Annotated in this window: 15 protein-coding genes; 5 read left to right on the forward strand and 10 right to left on the reverse strand. The window is 50.8% G+C overall.

Annotated features, from left to right (window positions below):
* Nucleotides 1–35: 35 nt before the first annotated feature.
* The 5 genes from ACLPHM_RS12005 to ACLPHM_RS12025 form a co-directional block, all read right to left on the reverse strand.
* Nucleotides 36–695: an OmpA family protein gene (locus ACLPHM_RS12005; RefSeq protein ID WP_430221470.1), complete on the reverse strand. Its 660-nt coding sequence runs from the start codon at nucleotides 693–695 to the stop codon at nucleotides 36–38.
* Between the two features lie 148 nt (nucleotides 696–843).
* Nucleotides 844–1,584: an amino acid ABC transporter ATP-binding protein gene (locus ACLPHM_RS12010; RefSeq protein WP_430221471.1), complete on the reverse strand. Its 741-nt coding sequence runs from the start codon at nucleotides 1,582–1,584 to the stop codon at nucleotides 844–846.
* A gap of 49 nt (nucleotides 1,585–1,633) precedes the next feature.
* Nucleotides 1,634–2,728, reverse strand: coding sequence for an amino acid ABC transporter permease (locus ACLPHM_RS12015; RefSeq protein WP_430221472.1), 1,095 nt, complete (start codon nucleotides 2,726–2,728; stop codon nucleotides 1,634–1,636).
* A gap of 2 nt (nucleotides 2,729–2,730) precedes the next feature.
* The gene (locus tag ACLPHM_RS12020) at nucleotides 2,731–3,915 is read right to left on the reverse strand and encodes an amino acid ABC transporter permease (RefSeq protein ID WP_430221473.1); all 1,185 of its coding nucleotides are present in this window, start codon (nucleotides 3,913–3,915) and stop codon (nucleotides 2,731–2,733) included.
* Nucleotides 3,916–4,002: 87 nt separating this feature from the next.
* Complete coding sequence (locus ACLPHM_RS12025) at nucleotides 4,003–5,022, reverse strand: amino acid ABC transporter substrate-binding protein (protein ID WP_430221474.1); 1,020 nt, start codon at nucleotides 5,020–5,022, stop codon at nucleotides 4,003–4,005.
* Between the two features lie 187 nt (nucleotides 5,023–5,209).
* On the opposite strand from ACLPHM_RS12025, the gene ACLPHM_RS12030 reads away from it, so the two are divergent.
* The 3 genes from ACLPHM_RS12030 to mutY are packed head-to-tail and all read left to right on the forward strand — an operon-like array spanning nucleotide 5,210 to nucleotide 7,869.
* On the forward strand, nucleotides 5,210–5,881 hold the full coding sequence (locus tag ACLPHM_RS12030) for a cell division ATP-binding protein FtsE (RefSeq protein WP_135863831.1): 672 nt from the start codon (nucleotides 5,210–5,212) through the stop codon (nucleotides 5,879–5,881).
* A complete protein-coding gene (locus ACLPHM_RS12035) occupies nucleotides 5,878–6,786 on the forward strand; it encodes a cell division protein FtsX (RefSeq protein WP_430221475.1) in 909 nt (302 codons plus the stop codon). The genes ACLPHM_RS12030 and ACLPHM_RS12035 overlap by 4 nt, the downstream gene beginning before the upstream one ends.
* Before the next feature lie 3 nt (nucleotides 6,787–6,789).
* Nucleotides 6,790–7,869, forward strand: coding sequence for an A/G-specific adenine glycosylase (mutY, locus tag ACLPHM_RS12040; RefSeq protein ID WP_430221476.1), 1,080 nt, complete (start codon nucleotides 6,790–6,792; stop codon nucleotides 7,867–7,869).
* A 2-nt stretch (nucleotides 7,870–7,871) separates the two neighbouring features.
* Here the strand turns inward: mutY and rodA are convergent, their stop codons facing one another.
* Genes rodA through ACLPHM_RS12065 form a run of 5 tightly spaced genes read right to left on the reverse strand, consistent with a single transcriptional unit; the run spans nucleotide 7,872 to nucleotide 13,417 of the window.
* Nucleotides 7,872–9,017 carry a rod shape-determining protein RodA gene (rodA, locus tag ACLPHM_RS12045; protein WP_430221477.1) on the reverse strand — a complete coding sequence of 382 codons (1,146 nt, stop codon included), beginning with the start codon at nucleotides 9,015–9,017 and terminating at the stop codon, nucleotides 7,872–7,874.
* Nucleotides 9,014–10,870: a penicillin-binding protein 2 gene (gene mrdA / locus ACLPHM_RS12050; protein WP_430221478.1), complete on the reverse strand. Its 1,857-nt coding sequence runs from the start codon at nucleotides 10,868–10,870 to the stop codon at nucleotides 9,014–9,016. The genes rodA and mrdA overlap by 4 nt, the downstream gene beginning before the upstream one ends.
* Nucleotides 10,871–10,884: 14 nt before the next feature.
* The gene (gene mreD, locus ACLPHM_RS12055; RefSeq protein ID WP_430221479.1) at nucleotides 10,885–11,451 is read right to left on the reverse strand and encodes a rod shape-determining protein MreD; all 567 of its coding nucleotides are present in this window, start codon (nucleotides 11,449–11,451) and stop codon (nucleotides 10,885–10,887) included.
* Nucleotides 11,444–12,319, reverse strand: a complete 876-nt coding sequence (gene mreC / locus ACLPHM_RS12060; RefSeq protein WP_430221480.1) for a rod shape-determining protein MreC — start codon at nucleotides 12,317–12,319, stop codon at nucleotides 11,444–11,446. Before mreC ends, mreD begins: the two co-directional genes overlap by 8 nt.
* A 54-nt stretch (nucleotides 12,320–12,373) precedes the next feature.
* Nucleotides 12,374–13,417, reverse strand: coding sequence for a rod shape-determining protein (locus ACLPHM_RS12065; protein ID WP_135863817.1), 1,044 nt, complete (start codon nucleotides 13,415–13,417; stop codon nucleotides 12,374–12,376).
* A 284-nt stretch (nucleotides 13,418–13,701) separates the two neighbouring features.
* Here ACLPHM_RS12065 and ACLPHM_RS12070 point away from each other — a divergent pair, with 284 nt between their 5' ends.
* On the forward strand, nucleotides 13,702–14,601 hold the full coding sequence (locus ACLPHM_RS12070; protein WP_430221481.1) for a MurR/RpiR family transcriptional regulator: 900 nt from the start codon (nucleotides 13,702–13,704) through the stop codon (nucleotides 14,599–14,601).
* A gap of 46 nt (nucleotides 14,602–14,647) precedes the next feature.
* Nucleotides 14,648–15,412: a transporter substrate-binding domain-containing protein gene (locus ACLPHM_RS12075; protein WP_430221482.1), complete on the forward strand. Its 765-nt coding sequence runs from the start codon at nucleotides 14,648–14,650 to the stop codon at nucleotides 15,410–15,412.
* The last annotated feature ends 7 nt before the right edge of the window (nucleotides 15,413–15,419 follow it).

The following is a 15,419-nucleotide window of genomic DNA, read 5'->3' on the forward strand; positions in this document are numbered from 1 at the left end:
CCGAGGCTTCATTGCTGCTCGCTGCTCTACAATCGTTATGGCTTCACTGCATACAAGAACAACTCTACGCGACGGTTCAACGAACGGCCTTCAGGTGTGTCGTTGCTAGCAATAGGGTCGTTAGGGCCACGACCTTCATCCATCATGTGTGATGGCGGTACGCCTTGGTTAGCCATGTAGCCAGTCACTGCTTGTGCGCGTTCCAGCGACAAGGTTTGGTTCAGTTGTAGTGAACCTGTGTTATCAGTGTAACCAATCGCTTTGGCACGCAACTCTGGGTGCTGAATCAACGCACGCGCCACACTATCCAACACCGGTAACAACGCCGGCTTCAACTGGTACTGTCCGGATTCAAAAGACACGTTGCTAGGAATGTGTACTCGCAAGGTACCATCAGGCATTTCTGTGACGGCTACGCCCAGGTCGCTAGCACCGGATTTTTCTACGTCGTTTTTAATAGCGGACCAGTTGTAACCTACGATACCGCCAGCGACCGCGCCAATACCTGCACCAATCAAGGCACCTTCAGTGCTGTCGCCAATTAATACCCCTAACCCAGCGCCAATCGCAGCACCAATACCTGAACCCATTGCGGTATCGCCGCCTTTACCACCTTCCATACTTGCGCAGCCAGTCATCACTGCTGCTGCACCTATGCATGCCACCAGCCTGTTGAGTTTTAAAGAGGTTTTCATAAGTATTATTCCTAGAAAAACTACCGGTTCCCGGTATAGAGTACGGACATGCTGTAACGGTATCTAACAGTTATGTATTATCTGGTAAGTTGTGCGGCACATACCAGTTGATTCACCAATTTTGACAAATTAGTGAAGTCCGCTCAATTTAGTGCAGGATTTGGCTTAGGAATTCTTGTGTGCGTGGGTTATCTGGGTGATCAAAGAAACGATCTGGCGTATTAGCCTCGATAATCTCACCTTGATCCATAAAAATCACACGGTCAGCTACTTTGCGCGCAAACCCCATTTCGTGAGTTACGCACAGCATGGTCATGCCTGACTCGGCCAAACCTGTCATCACGTCCAGCACCTCTTTCACCATTTCTGGATCCAGTGCCGAGGTGGGCTCATCAAAAAGCATGATTTTGGGGTTCATACATAGCGATCTAGCAATGGCCACACGCTGCTGCTGACCACCCGATAATTGCCCAGGGTATTTGTTGGCTTGTTCCAGAATGCGTACCCTATCCAAGTACTCTAATGCTTTGGCTTCGGCTTCAGCTTTGGGCTGCTTCAACACCCAGACAGGGCCTAGCGTTAGATTTTCCAAGACGGTTAAGTGCGGGAATAGGTTGAAGTGTTGAAACACCATCCCTACCTCGCGTCGTACAGCATCTATCTGCTTTAAGTTATTGGTGAGCTCCATGTTATCAACGTAAATATGCCCACGTTGGTGCTCTTCCAAACGGTTAATGCAGCGGATCAAGGTGGATTTGCCCGAACCCGACGGGCCACAGATCACAATACGTTCACCCTTGGCCACTTGCAGATTAATGTCCCGCAACACATGAAACTCACCGTACCACTTGTGTACGTTTTCCAGACGAATGATGGCTTGCTCTGCCATATAGAACTCCTTCTCAACCCAAGATCAACGTGGGGACTGGACGTTTTGCTTAGGAGCGCTGTCCACGATTCAGACTTTTTTCTAGTGACTGACTATAGCGGGAAATGCTGTAGCAGAACACAAAATAAATTGCAGCGATAAACAGATACGCCTCGGTGCTGTAGCCTCGCCATGCCGCATCGGCCAAGGCGGCTTTCGCTGCTTGTGTAAGATCGAAAATACCAATAATCACCACCAACGACGTATCTTTAAACAAGGAAATAAAGATACTCACCAAGGGTGGAATAACGATTTTCAATGCTTGTGGCAGCACAATTTTGCGCATGGTTTGCCAGTAGTTCAAACCAATGGACTCCGCCCCCTCGTACTGACCTTTGGGTACAGCTTGCAAGCCACCACGCACGGTTTCAGCAATATACGCCGCAGCAAATAAGATAATGGCAATTTGCGCACGCAATAACTTATCGATGCTGAAGCCTTCTGGCAAGAACAGCGGCAACATCACCGATGACATAAACAGCAGGCTGATCAGCGGCACGCCACGAATCAACTCAATATAGATCACCGACACTGCTTTGACTGCGGGCAAATGGGAGCGTCTGCCTAGCGCCAGCAACACACCTAGCGGGAATGCAAAGGCGATACCGAAGGTGGATAACATCAGTGTCAAAGGCAAACCACCCCAGCGGCTGTTATCCACATAACTTAAACCAAAGATACCGCCCCACATGAGTACACCAAAGCCTGTTAGACCTATGGTCCAAATCACGGCCATCCAGGCATTCCAGAAACGGCGTAAGCAACTCAACACCAGCATGATTATCAGCACTAGCGATGCCAATAAAGGACGCCACTGCTCATCAAAGGGGTACACACCAAACAGGATTAAACGGTGTTTTTCTACGATGAATGCCCAACAGGCACCGGTGACTTCTCTACATTCTTGTGCAGATGTTGCTGTGAAGTCGGCATTAATTAACCCCCACTCTACTAGAGCAGGAATAGCCATCAATAACAGCCATGCCACCAACACCGTCAATAAGGTGTTCAGTGGTGTGGAGAACAGGTTTTGGCGCAACCACCCCGACACGCCAACTTGTTGGCGCGGAGGAGCCAGTACGGGTGACATAGGTTTAGTACTCATGATTAGCGCTCCACCAAGGCTAGACGCCGGTTATACCAGTTCATGAATACAGAAATGGACAAGCTCACGGTGAGATAGGCCGCCATAATAATCAAGATACCTTCAATGGCTTGCCCTGTTTGGTTCAAGGTGGTGTTGACCACCGAAACAATATCCGGATAACCAATCGCCACCGCCAGTGAACTGTTTTTCGTTAAGTTCAGATACTGACTAGTCATAGGTGGAATGATGACCCGTAATGACTGCGGCAAAATTACTAACCTTAAGGTTAGGCTACGCGGCAAACCTATAGACTCAGCCGCTTCCCACTGCCCTTTGCTCACAGCTTGAATACCAGAACGCACCACTTCAGCGATAAAGGCCGAGGTATACACCACTAAGCCTAGCAATAATGCGGCGAACTCAGGGGTTAAGGTCGTGCCACCCTGAAAGTTGAACCCACGCAACTCTGGAAAGCTTAGGTGCACACCTTCGCCACTTATCCACAGCAGTAATGCAGGCACGATCACAATTAACAGGCCACTCACCCGCAATACGGGTGGCATGCGACCTGTTTGCTCTTGGCGCTTTCTGGCCCAGTGTGCAAACAACACGCTTATGACGATAGCGATGGCGACCCCGCCCAGTATCCAACTCCAGGCGTTGCCTTCCAACGTAGGCACTTTCAGCCCACGATTGGACATGAACACTCCTGGCAACGGCGAGTAGGCATCTTTGGGACGCGGCAACGTTTCGGTAATCAAGGCGTACCAGAAAAACAGTTGCAACAAGAGAGGAACGTTACGCATCACTTCCACATACACGGAAGCGACTTTTTTCACTAACCAGTTAGTGGAAAGCCGCGCAATACCTAGCAACGTACCCAAGATAGTGGCCAGCACTATACCTATAACGGAGACTTTCAACGTATTGATCAACCCCACCACAATAGCTCGGCCATAGGTGTCGGAGGGCTTGTAATCAATACTCATCTCGCCAATGGCAAAACCTGCTTCACGATTTAGAAAATCAAAACCGGTAGAGATATTGCGCACAGCAAGGTTATGCAAGGTGTTGCTGACCAAGTACCACACGCCAAAGGCCAACAAACCAATAATCACGACCTGATAAATAACCCCTCTTGTGAAAGGATCATTCCAGGAAAAACGAATTCTAGTAGGGGTATGGTTGTTTTTATGCTTTGCCATATTCCGTCTGTCTCTTCAAACAGCCAAGTAGTGGCAGACCGGAAGAACCCCTTCCGGTCTGATCTGGCCTCCGAATTTAGCTACTGCTTAACGAACTGGCCAGCCATACATTAAACCACCATTTTTCCATGTCGCGTTCAAACCGCGTTCCAATTTCAGCGGTGTGGGCTCCCCTAGGTTACGATCAAATACCTCTCCGTAATTACCAACTTGCTTGATGATGTTGTAAGCCCATTTGTCATCCAGCTTCAGGCCTTTGCCCATTTCGCCAGACACACCCAAGATACGTTGAATGTTTGGATTATCGCTTTTCAGTTGATCATCGACGTTTTTGGAGGTCACGCCATATTCTTCAGCTTCATTCATGGCGTTTAGCACCCAACGCACCAACAAGAACCATTCTTCATCGCCTTGGCGAACCATTGGGCCCAGAGGCTCTTTGGAGAAGTCTTCAGGCAAGATCATGAAGTCATCAGGGTTAGCTTGCGCGGCGCGCATCGCTGCCAAGCCTGATTTGTCGGTGGTAAAGCCATCACAACGATCTGCCAAGAAAGAACGCATAGCTTCGTCTGGGTTGTTAATGACGACCGGGTTGAAGTTCAAGTTATTAGAGCGGAACCAGTCAGCCAAGTTAAGTTCCGTGGTCGTGCCTGGCTGCACACAAATTGCGGCCCCATCTAGCTCGGTCGCACTATCAATACCTAAGCTTTTTTTCACCATGACGCCCTGACTGTCATAGTAGTTAATACCTGCGCTGATCAACCCAAGCGTGGTATCACGTGCCATCGTGGCCGTACTGTTTCGTGTGAGTACGTCGATTTCCCCAGACTGCAATGCGGTAAAGCGCTGCTGAGTTGTCAGCGGGGTTACTTTGAATTTAGTGGCATCACCAAAAATAGCCGCGGCTATGCCCTTACATAAGTCCACATCTATACCGCCCCATTGCCCTTTACTGTCGGCAATGGAAAAACCCGGCAAACCTACGTGCACACCACATTGCACAAAACCTTGTTGTTTCACCTTATCCAAGGTTTCTGCCGCATATGTCACACCAGAACTCATCAATACTGCCACAGAGCCCAACAGAATCGTTTTAACGATTTTCATGAATGTCTCCTCTAGGGATTTACTTGTGGTAAATACAGCTGATCCTACTGCTAACTTTGGTCAAGTTTTATCCATCCTACTCATTGCACACAGATTAAAACATCCGCACTTTCCCTTTAGCGATAAAATAGATCTGCGCTCGGAGTTAACTCCGCTTCCCTTCATCGTTTCCTGCCAGTCTCATGCCATGATCCGGTTTCAACACGTTTTCAAATCTTACGGCCGCGGAAAAAACATTCTTGCGGACATCAACTTTGAAATTGCAGGTGGTGACTTTATTTTTGTTTCAGGCCCGTCTGGTGCGGGTAAGTCCACGTTACTGAAACTTATTGGCGGCTTAGAAGCCCCTAGCCGTGGCAGCATCTACCTGAAGGAGCAACGCGTAGACCAACTTGCTGCGCGTGCGCGCCCCTATTTGCGCCGTGCGGTAGGTGTGATTCTGCAAGATACGCATTTGCTGTATGACCGCAGCGCCATCAATAACGTACTGCTGCCCTTAGAAGTACAAGGCGTAGAGCGATCGGTAGCACTGAAACGTGCCCGTGCCGCCATGGAAAAAGTAGGTTTAGCCGGTAAAGAGGGTTTTACGCCTATAGAAATGTCAGGGGGTGAGCAACAGCGCTTGGCCATTGCCAGAGCCATTGTGAATCGCCCTGCCATCGTGATTGCCGATGAACCTACGGCCAACTTAGATGCCGCCAGTGCCAAACGCATCATGGATGTATTTCTGGATTTCAACCGTGTAGGTGTCACGACGTTAATTGCCTCGCACGACCGTGCACTGATGGCTCAATACGCCCGCCGTACCCTGCTCATTGAAGAGGGCCGTTTTTCTGATTTCGCAGGTGTACCACTATGAACCGCTGGTTACGTCAACACCGCTATGCGGCAAGCACAGCTTTTGGCCGACTGATCCATCAACCCTTCTCGTCTCTCGCCAACATTCTGGTGATTGCCCTGACGTTGGCTGCACCATTAATAGGCTGGGCCTTGTTGGTGTCTGCACAACCGTTAGTGAAGGACCTTCCTGTCAACCCCGAAATCACGTTGTACCTGAAACTAGACACATCGTTAGAACAGGCCCAAAAACTCACCGGCGATTTACGTCAGAAATATGCTGACGATGTGCTTTCCAGCACCTTAATCTCGCGCGACCAAGCCTATAACGAGTTAAAAAAGAACCCTCTGTGGGCGGATGCACTCAGCACCTTGGGTGAAAACCCACTGCCTCACAGCGTGGTACTAAGCCTTAAAGATGCACCAGATCAAACCGGTGTGGCAGAGCGTCTGGCCTCTGAGCTTGCCACCACAGAACGCATTGAGCGCGTACAGTTAGATAGCGATTGGTTAAAACGCTTGGACTCACTACTGCAGTTTGTGCGTGTAGCGCTCAGTTTGCTTAGCCTTTGCGTGGCTGTGATTATGATTGCTACGGTATTTAATACCGTGCGTCTGCAAGCACTCAACCAGCGTGAAGAAATTGCCGTCGCCCGCTTAGTGGGGGCTACCGAAAGTTTTGTACGCAGACCTTTTTTATACCAAGGCGCTATCACCGGCGTGGCATCTAGCTTAGTTGCTGTGCTGTTAGCATGGTTGGCCTTGCCACTACTAAGTGATGCGTTGAATCGCCTAGCCGCTAGCTACCAGCAGCATGTGCAACTGCACTTGCCTGATAGCGTAAACCTACTAGAAGCTACCGTGCTCATCGCCCTGATTGCCGCCTTGGCAGCCAGATGGTCCGTTACCCGCAGTACCCAGTTTTAAGTTATGAGCAGTACAGAACATCTAGCCGCGCGCGTTGTCGCGTGGCAAACTCAGCATGGCCGTCACCACCTTCCTTGGCAGCAACAACGCACACCATACCGCGTGTGGCTGTCGGAAATCATGCTGCAACAAACTCAAGTCACTACGGTCATTGATTACTACCTGCGTTTTCTAGAACGCTTTCCTACCGTAACTGACCTCGCCAGCGCCACCCAAGATGACGTGATGCCCTATTGGGCTGGCTTGGGTTACTACGCCCGTGCTCGAAATCTGCACCGCTGTGCACAGCAAGTCATGAACGATCACGGCGGCGAATTCCCCCCCTGTAGTCAACAACTGGCCACACTACCGGGCATAGGCCGCTCTACCGCTGCCGCCATAGCATCCTTCTGTTTTGGCGAGCGTAGCCCCATCATGGATGGCAACGTGAAACGTGTTTTTACACGTTATTTTGGTATTCACGGCCATCCGCAGCAGCGTCAGATAGAGTTAAAACTGTGGGCTTTGGCAGAGGAAACGGTAGAACGTAGCCCTGCTGATCTGGACATGGCTGCCTATACTCAAGGGTTGATGGACTTAGGTTCTATGCTCTGTACGCGCAGCAAGCCTAACTGCCAGCAATGCCCGTTAGTGTCAGACTGCTATGCCCATGCAAACCAGCAAACAGCCGAGTTGCCCACACGCAAACCACGTGCTGTGCAACCTGAGCGCGAATGCCATGTAGTAATTGTGGAGTCAGACGGACACGTCTTGCTTGAGCAGCGCCCTGATCATGGTATTTGGGGTGGTTTGTGGACACTCCCACAGTTTGAAACCGTAGAGAGCCTGCAAGACTTTAGCCAATCGTTGGGGATAACGTTAGCTAAAGGCTCAAGAATGGCGGCGATGCTGCATGTGTTTAGCCACTTCAAGCTACACATCAACCCTTGGTTTGTACAAAGCACAGACACGATTAAGCGTAGCCCTAACCAACACTGGGTACCTCTGGAAAGCCTGCCCGAGGCAGCGCTTCCTGCGCCCATACGTAAACTGTTGGATGGCTTGTACCCTAACCCCGAAACCGAAGCAGCTACACTGTTCTAAGCTTAGGGGTTAAGGCTAGGCGGCTTGTATCGGTAGATGTTCATCAACAAGCCGCATGCCACACCCAAGGTCAGCAGCGCAGTACCGCCATAGCTCATGAATGGCAGCGGTACCCCTACGACAGGCAACACACCTGTGACCATACCGATGTTCACAAACACATAAACGAACATCATCATGGCAAGCGAACCGGCCACCAAGCGCCCAAAGGTATTATTGGCATGTGCGGCAATACTTAGCCCACGGATAATCACCAAGGCATACAGCACCAGCAGCATAATGCCACCATATAAGCCAAATTCTTCGGCAAACACCGCAAACACAAAGTCGGTAGTACGCTCAGGAATAAAGTCCAAATGGGTTTGCGTACCCATCATGTAGCCTTTGCCATAGACGCCACCCGACCCTACTGCAATCATGGACTGTATGGTGTGAAAGCCTTTTCCTAACGGGTCCATCCCCGGGTTCAGCAACGTACACACCCGCCCTTTTTGGTACTCGTGCAGCACCACCCAATCGAAACCGGGTGCGCATAAGGTGTCTTCGTAATACAGTACCACCCCCAAGCCTACCGAAAGCACTACGGCTACAGGCACCAGCAACCAGAAGGATAAGCCCGCAAAATACATCACGCTAAACCCTACCGCAAACACCAGTAAGGCTGTACCCAAGTCGGGCTGACGAACAATCAACAAAAACGGGATAGCCAATAGAACGCCAGCGATCAGCAGATCCATCAGCTTCATCTTGGCCCCTTGGTAATGATGAAAATACCAAGCCAGCATCAACGGCACGGTAATTTTCAACATTTCGGAAGGCTGAATACGCGCCACACCTAAATCTAACCAGCGTTTAGCGCCTTTACTGGCCTCTCCGTGAAACTCCACGCCCAGCAGCAGCACAATAGAAAACGCGTACACATACGGCGTAATACGGATAATCCATGGCAATGGCACTAATGCCACTATCCACATCACAAAAAAGGCCACCACAAAGTGCCTAGACTGGTCAGCAAAACGCCAATCGGTACTGCCTACGGCTGAGTGCATAACCACCAAACCCAGTGTGCCCAATAGCAGCAACAGGCACAGTAGTGGCCAGTCAAATATGGTGATTGCCCTCAACCCCCATTGCATCAAACGCTTCATGACTTTTTACGCTCCTCTAACCAGTAGTCATAAAGACGTCTGGCAATAGGAGCTGCTTGGGTAGCCCCCCATCCTGCATTTTCCACAATCAAAGCGATAGCGATTTCAGGGTCATTCGCGGGAGCATAGGACATGAAGAGCGCATGATCTCGCAAGCGTTCATCAATGGCCGAGGCCCTATATTTACTGCCACGCAAGCTAAACACCTGTGCCGTACCGGTTTTACCCGCCGCAGCATACTTAGCACCCGCAAAGGCGCGACGCGCCGTACCGGATTTAATTACATCCGCCAATGCATCTTTCACCACTTTGATGTGCGCGGGATCTATAGGAATCTGGTAGGAAGGCTCACTCACAGCCAAACTGCTTTCGCCGGTTTCGGTATCAACGGTTTGCCGTACTAAGTGCGGCTTGATGTACAACCCATCGTTAGCCAAGGTGGAGGTGGCCTGTGCTAGCTGCAACAAGGTGAACGAGTTATACCCTTGCCCCACGGCAACTGAAATCGTTTCCCCAGCATACCAACGCTGATCAGCTGGTTTTTTGTAGGCTTGGCGCTTCCATTCACGCGACGGCAAAATACCGCGACGCTCACCGTCTAAATCAATACCGGTAATTTGGCCAAACCCAAACTGTTTGCTGAAATCGTGTAGCGCATCTACGCCAATTTCTGGGCCTAGCGAGTAGAAATACGTGTCTGACGACACCACCAGTGCTCGGTGCATATTGGTGGGGCCATAGGCGGCATTACCCGCGTTACGGAAGCGCTGACCACCAAACTCGTAATAACCGGGGTCAGAGATACGCTCGTTAGCACCGCGCTTATTCAACGCTAGCGCCGCTAGCGCCACAAACGGTTTATAGGTAGAACCAATGGGGTACGTACCAAACAACGGGCGGTTAATTAAGGGGTGATCAGGCGACTCATTCAGTTTGCGCCAGCTTTCTACGTCAATACCGTCTACAAACAGATTCGGATCAAACGAGGGGGCCGACACAAAAGCCAGCACTTCGCCCGTTTTGGGCTCGATGGCCACCAACGCACCGCGACGCCCTTCAAAGAGTTTCTCAGCCTCACGCTGCAAGCCAATATCGATAGACAGTTGTAGGTTTTGGCCAGGTACCGGATCCACGCGATTCAGCACACGCACGGGCCTACCCGACGCCGTGACTTCAACTTCTTCCAAGCCTGTTCTGCCGTGTAACTCTTTTTCCCACGACTTTTCTATGCCTTTCTTACCGATGTTCAGCGTGCCACGGTAGTTACCCAAGTCGCCTGACTCGTCTAAACGCTGTTCATCGGCTTCAGAAATACGGCCTACATAACCAATAACGTGAGCAGCAGATTCGCCCTGAGGGTACTCACGCACCCAACGTGCTTGAAGGCTTACACCCGGAAACCGGAACGAGTGCGACGCAAACCACGAGGCTTCTACCTCGTTGATACTATTGCGCAGCAAAATTTCGCTATAACGGTTGTTCTGTACTAAGGCTTGTTTAAAGCGGCGGCGATCACGTTCGCTGAGATAAACAATTTCACCCAGATTATCCAGCAACTCATCTACCGTACCCTCAATCTGGGCAGGGACTACGCTTAAGGTGTAATCACGGTAATTACGTGCCAGTACCACGCCATTTCTATCGGTAATTTCACCGCGCCTAGGGGCGATGGGTACCACCGCAATACGGTTACGGTCTGCTCTAGCCGCTAACCCTTCATAGCGGTCCACTTGCAAATACCAGAGACGCGCGCCCAACAACGCCAATAGCCCTATCCCTATGATGCCGGCAACCCAAGCACGTATTAAGGTACGTTGTTTATGGAGTCTAGAGGTTTTTTTAAACTCGAACATGGCAGGCTCTACCGTTACGCCGAACCATCATCCGCCTCATCCAACCTGCGATGTGGCAATAACAATAGGAAATCAGCTAACGGCCACAACACACCCGTTAAGAGTGCAGCCAGCCCCCAAGACCAACCTGCCCATTCACCCGCGAACCAGGCGTGCAAGAACTGAGGTATGGCACTAGCCATAAAGAACACTGGCAGTAAATACACCATCTGCGCAAACGCGCCAAACAACAGCAGGCGTCTGGACAATGCAATTACGCCATAACATGCCAGTACATAGGCCATAGCATGTTCACCTAAAAAGCTGGAGTCATGGGCATCCATCAACAAGCCCAGCACAAAGGCCATCAACATATTGACCTTGCGTGGCTCGTGCAGCGTCCAAAAGGCGATGACCAGCATCAGGAAATCGGGTGCGTACTCCCAGTGTCGCCATGGCAACATGGACAGCACCCACACCAAAAATACGGATCCCCATACCACCCAACCGCTGGATTCATTTTTGAAGGGTGAGGAGTCTATAGGCCGTAAGGAGCTAAGAGACGAACCTTGGCGTGAATCGCGCCCTGCTGGCTTATTCATCCACGTCCTCCTGCTCTAACGATTTTCGTTCGGATTCTTCTACCAACAGCACCAAAAAGTGTCGGTAACGCTCGGGGTAAGACAAGGGTGTACCTACGGCTACGGCAAAACCAGTTGCCACATCGCGGTCTACACTATCTACGCGTGCCACTGGCAAACCTGCCGGGAACAAGCCACCAATACCACTGGTAACCAGTACGTCGCCTACTTCAATGTCTACATCAGAACTTAGATACCGTACTTCGATACGTGACCCTACCCCACCACCAAAAGCAATCAACCGCAGACCACTACGCAGGATCTGTACCGGTATAGACAGTTTGTCATCGGTAATGAGGGCGGCTTCTGCCGTATACGGTGTAACACGCACAATCTGGCCGACTACGCCGCCATCATCAATGACGGGCATGCCCGCTTGAATACCGTGGGAAGAACCTTTGTTGAAGACCAGACGCCTGTTGAACGCGTTAGGGGGTTCGTAAAGAACCTCTACCGCTACCGACGGCTGTGTTACCGCGTTTGCTACTTGCAGCAAACGACGTAATTGTTCATTTTCTACAGAAAGTTGCGCCGCATGCGTGGACAACTGTGCCAGCTCTACACGCTGACGTTGTAGAGCTTCTTTTTCTGTGCGCACCAAGGCGGCTGAGTCTCGCCAACTACTCAGATAGGAAGCCAAGTCACCGGGCGCCATCGCAGCCCGCTGGAAGGGGTACACAATCACGGACAACGCCCGACGAGCGGGTTCCAGCAATGAACTGCGCGCGTCTACTATCATCAGCGCCAATGCCAGAATCACAAAAATTGCTACTCGTACCTCTGCAGAGGGCCCACGCCTAAAAAGCCGAATCGAGCTTTGTTCTTGCATGCATGAACCGAACAGAAACCCGGCAAGCAGACCACCTGCCGGATAAGACGATCATTAATCGTAAATAAACACCGCACCTAGTTTTTCTAGGTGTTCCAGTGCTTCCCCACATCCACGTACCACACATGTCAGCGGGTCGTCTGCTACCACAACAGGCAAGCCTGTTTCTTCTTGCAGTAAACGATCCAAATCATGCACCAAAGCGCCACCACCAGTCAGGGCAATGCCTTTCTCGGTAATGTCAGCACCCAATTCTGGTGGAGTTTGTTCCAGACCAATTTTGACTGCCGAAACAATTTGATTCAAAGGATCGGTTAGCGCTTCCAAAATTTCGTTGGAAGACACAGTAAAACTACGTGGCACGCCTTCGGACAGGTTGCGCCCTTTAACCTCGATTTCACGAACCTCGGTACCTGGGAAAGCCGAACCAATTTCTTTCTTGATACGTTCAGCAGTAGGCTCACCAATCAGCATGCCGTAGTTGCGACGAATGTAGTTGATGATAGCTTCATCAAACTTATCGCCACCTACGCGTACAGAACCTTTGTACACCATGCCGCCTAGAGAGATCACCGCGACTTCGGTAGTACCACCACCGATGTCCACCACCATGGAGCCACTTGCATCGGATACGGCTAAACCAGCCCCGATAGCAGCTGCCATGGGTTCTTCGATTAAGTACACCTGACTAGCACCAGCACCTAATGCTGACTCGCGGATCGCGCGACGCTCAACCTGTGTAGAGCCGCAAGGCACACACACGATGATACGTGGGCTAGGCGCGAACATGCTGCGGGGGTGCACCATGCGAATGAACTGCTTAAGCATTTGTTCGGTCACCGTGAAATCGGCAATAACGCCGTCTTTCATGGGACGTATGGCTTCAATGTTGCCAGGTACTCGACCCAGCATCTGTTTAGCCTCGTGACCAACAGCTTGAATAATTTTTTTACCGTTAGGTCCGCCGTCATGGCGAATTGCGACGACGGAAGGCTCGTCCAGCACGATCCCTTTGCCCCTTACGTAAATAAGGGTGTTGGCCGTGCCGAGATCGATTGCCATATCGCTAGAAAAGTAACTGCGTAGGAATCCGAACATGGGCGCGCTATAAGTTGAGAGTGGGAAACTAGTAGGTATGTACCGCGCCATTCGTCGCGTATGCCAGCGCTATCAGCCCAAGGCACCGTGACGAACACACAAAATACCCTAAAGGATTAATGATAACGTATTATCGCCTGCCCATTTGACAGAATTAGGGGCTGATACGCCCATATTCATTACTAAATGTTTTTTTTTCGTACACAGCTTAGGGATTCCCCCAGATCCTTGAGGATAGAATCCTGTCATAATACGCAAAATGTTAGAAAACTATCAGATTGCACATGAATTCAGCACGCCCCCGCTCTCATCTACTACAGCGCTTAGAAGAGTCCCATCTAGAGGGAACGGCTTCCGAGCGTCGTATTGCAGGGCATATGCTGAACAATCTGGGAACCTTACCTTTTGAAACCTCTGCTAGCCTGGCTAAAAAGCTAGGTCTAAGCGAAATCACGGTCGGGCGTTTCTGTAGACAGCTAGGGTTCAAGCATCTTAAAGATTTGAAACAAAATCTGCGTGATGACTTGGGTAATAGCCCGTGGTTAGAAGGCGAACGCATGCAAAGCTTTCTTGCGCGCCGCACCGATGCTGCCCCCCACGATTATGCTCGCAGCCTAGAACTCAGCATTGCCGCCCAAGTTCGGGTCTATGAACTCACCCGCACGCCATCGTGGAGCACCATCACGCAACGACTGGCTCATAAACCAGACGTACTCATTGCGGGTTTTCAAACTGAACGCGGTGTGGCCGCAAGTATGGCGCATTTGTTGCAATATATACGCCCAGGCGTACAAATCGTGGATAATGCTGCAGGTCACTTTAGTGAAGCCTTGCTCACGAATCCAGACAATGCAACACTTATTGTTTTTGACGCACGCCGTTACTCTTCCCATGCGTTATTGCTATGCCAAAAAGCACGTGAAAGAGGCCTTCCTGTCACGCTAATCACTGACCCTTTTTGCGATTGGGCCGATGCCAATGCTGACGAGGTTCTGCGTGTTCCTACCGAAATAGACCTCTTCTGGGAGTGCACAGCACCCATGTTGGTGCTGGCCCATTTGTTGGTCAATGAGGTTTTTGTACTGCTGGAGAGCCAGGCGGAGCAACGTCTGAATCAGATTGCCAGCCTGAATCATGAGTTCGTTGGTTACACATCATTCGACCTGAACTCCTCGCCTAACTAACTCCCGTGCGCCAGACGCACCCACTTACACACTGGAGTCCTTCATCATGAAACTCTCGCTCAAAGCTCTTTGCCTTGCTGGCGCACTCACAGCGTTTTCTGCTCAGGCTCAAGAAACGATTCGTATTGGTATTGAAGGTGCTTACCCTCCTTTTAACGCCGTCGATGCTTCCGGCAAGTTGTACGGTTTTGACGTGGATATTGCCAATGCCATGTGCGACAAAATGCAGGTGAAGTGTGAACTGGTTGCCCAAGACTGGGATGGCATTATCCCTGCGCTGCTGGCCAAAAAATTTGATGCCGTGGTGTCCTCCATGGTGGAAACCGAAGAGCGCTCACAGCACGTCGCCTTTAGCGAGCCCTACTACTACACCGTATTGTCAGTAGCTGTGCCTGTAGACTCTGACATTAAAGATACCTCTACTGATGCCATGAAAGACAGCATTGTTGGTGCGCAATCTGCCTCCACGCAAGGCATGTACGCCGAAGACGTATATGGCAAAGCTGGTTCTGACGTGCGCTTGTACCCTACTCCTGACGAAGCTGGTGCTGACCTGATCAGTGGCCGTTTGGATGCGATCGTACACGACAAATTCCCACTGCTAGAGTGGCTAGAGAAAAACAGCGAAGGCTGCTGCAAACTGTTGGGTGACTTGCCTGGCACAGAAGGCAAAACCAGCGTAGCACTGCGTAAAGGCGAAGACGAACTGCGCGAGCGCTTTAACAAAGCGATTGATGAAATCCGCGCAGACGGTACGTACCAGGATATTTCCCAGCGTTACTTCGGCATGGACATTTTCCGCGTTCAATAAGCCAGAC

Origin of the sequence: Paenalcaligenes sp. Me131 (assembly GCF_050487225.1) — a bacterium.
Classification (GTDB): Bacteria; Pseudomonadota; Gammaproteobacteria; order Burkholderiales; family Burkholderiaceae_B; genus Paenalcaligenes.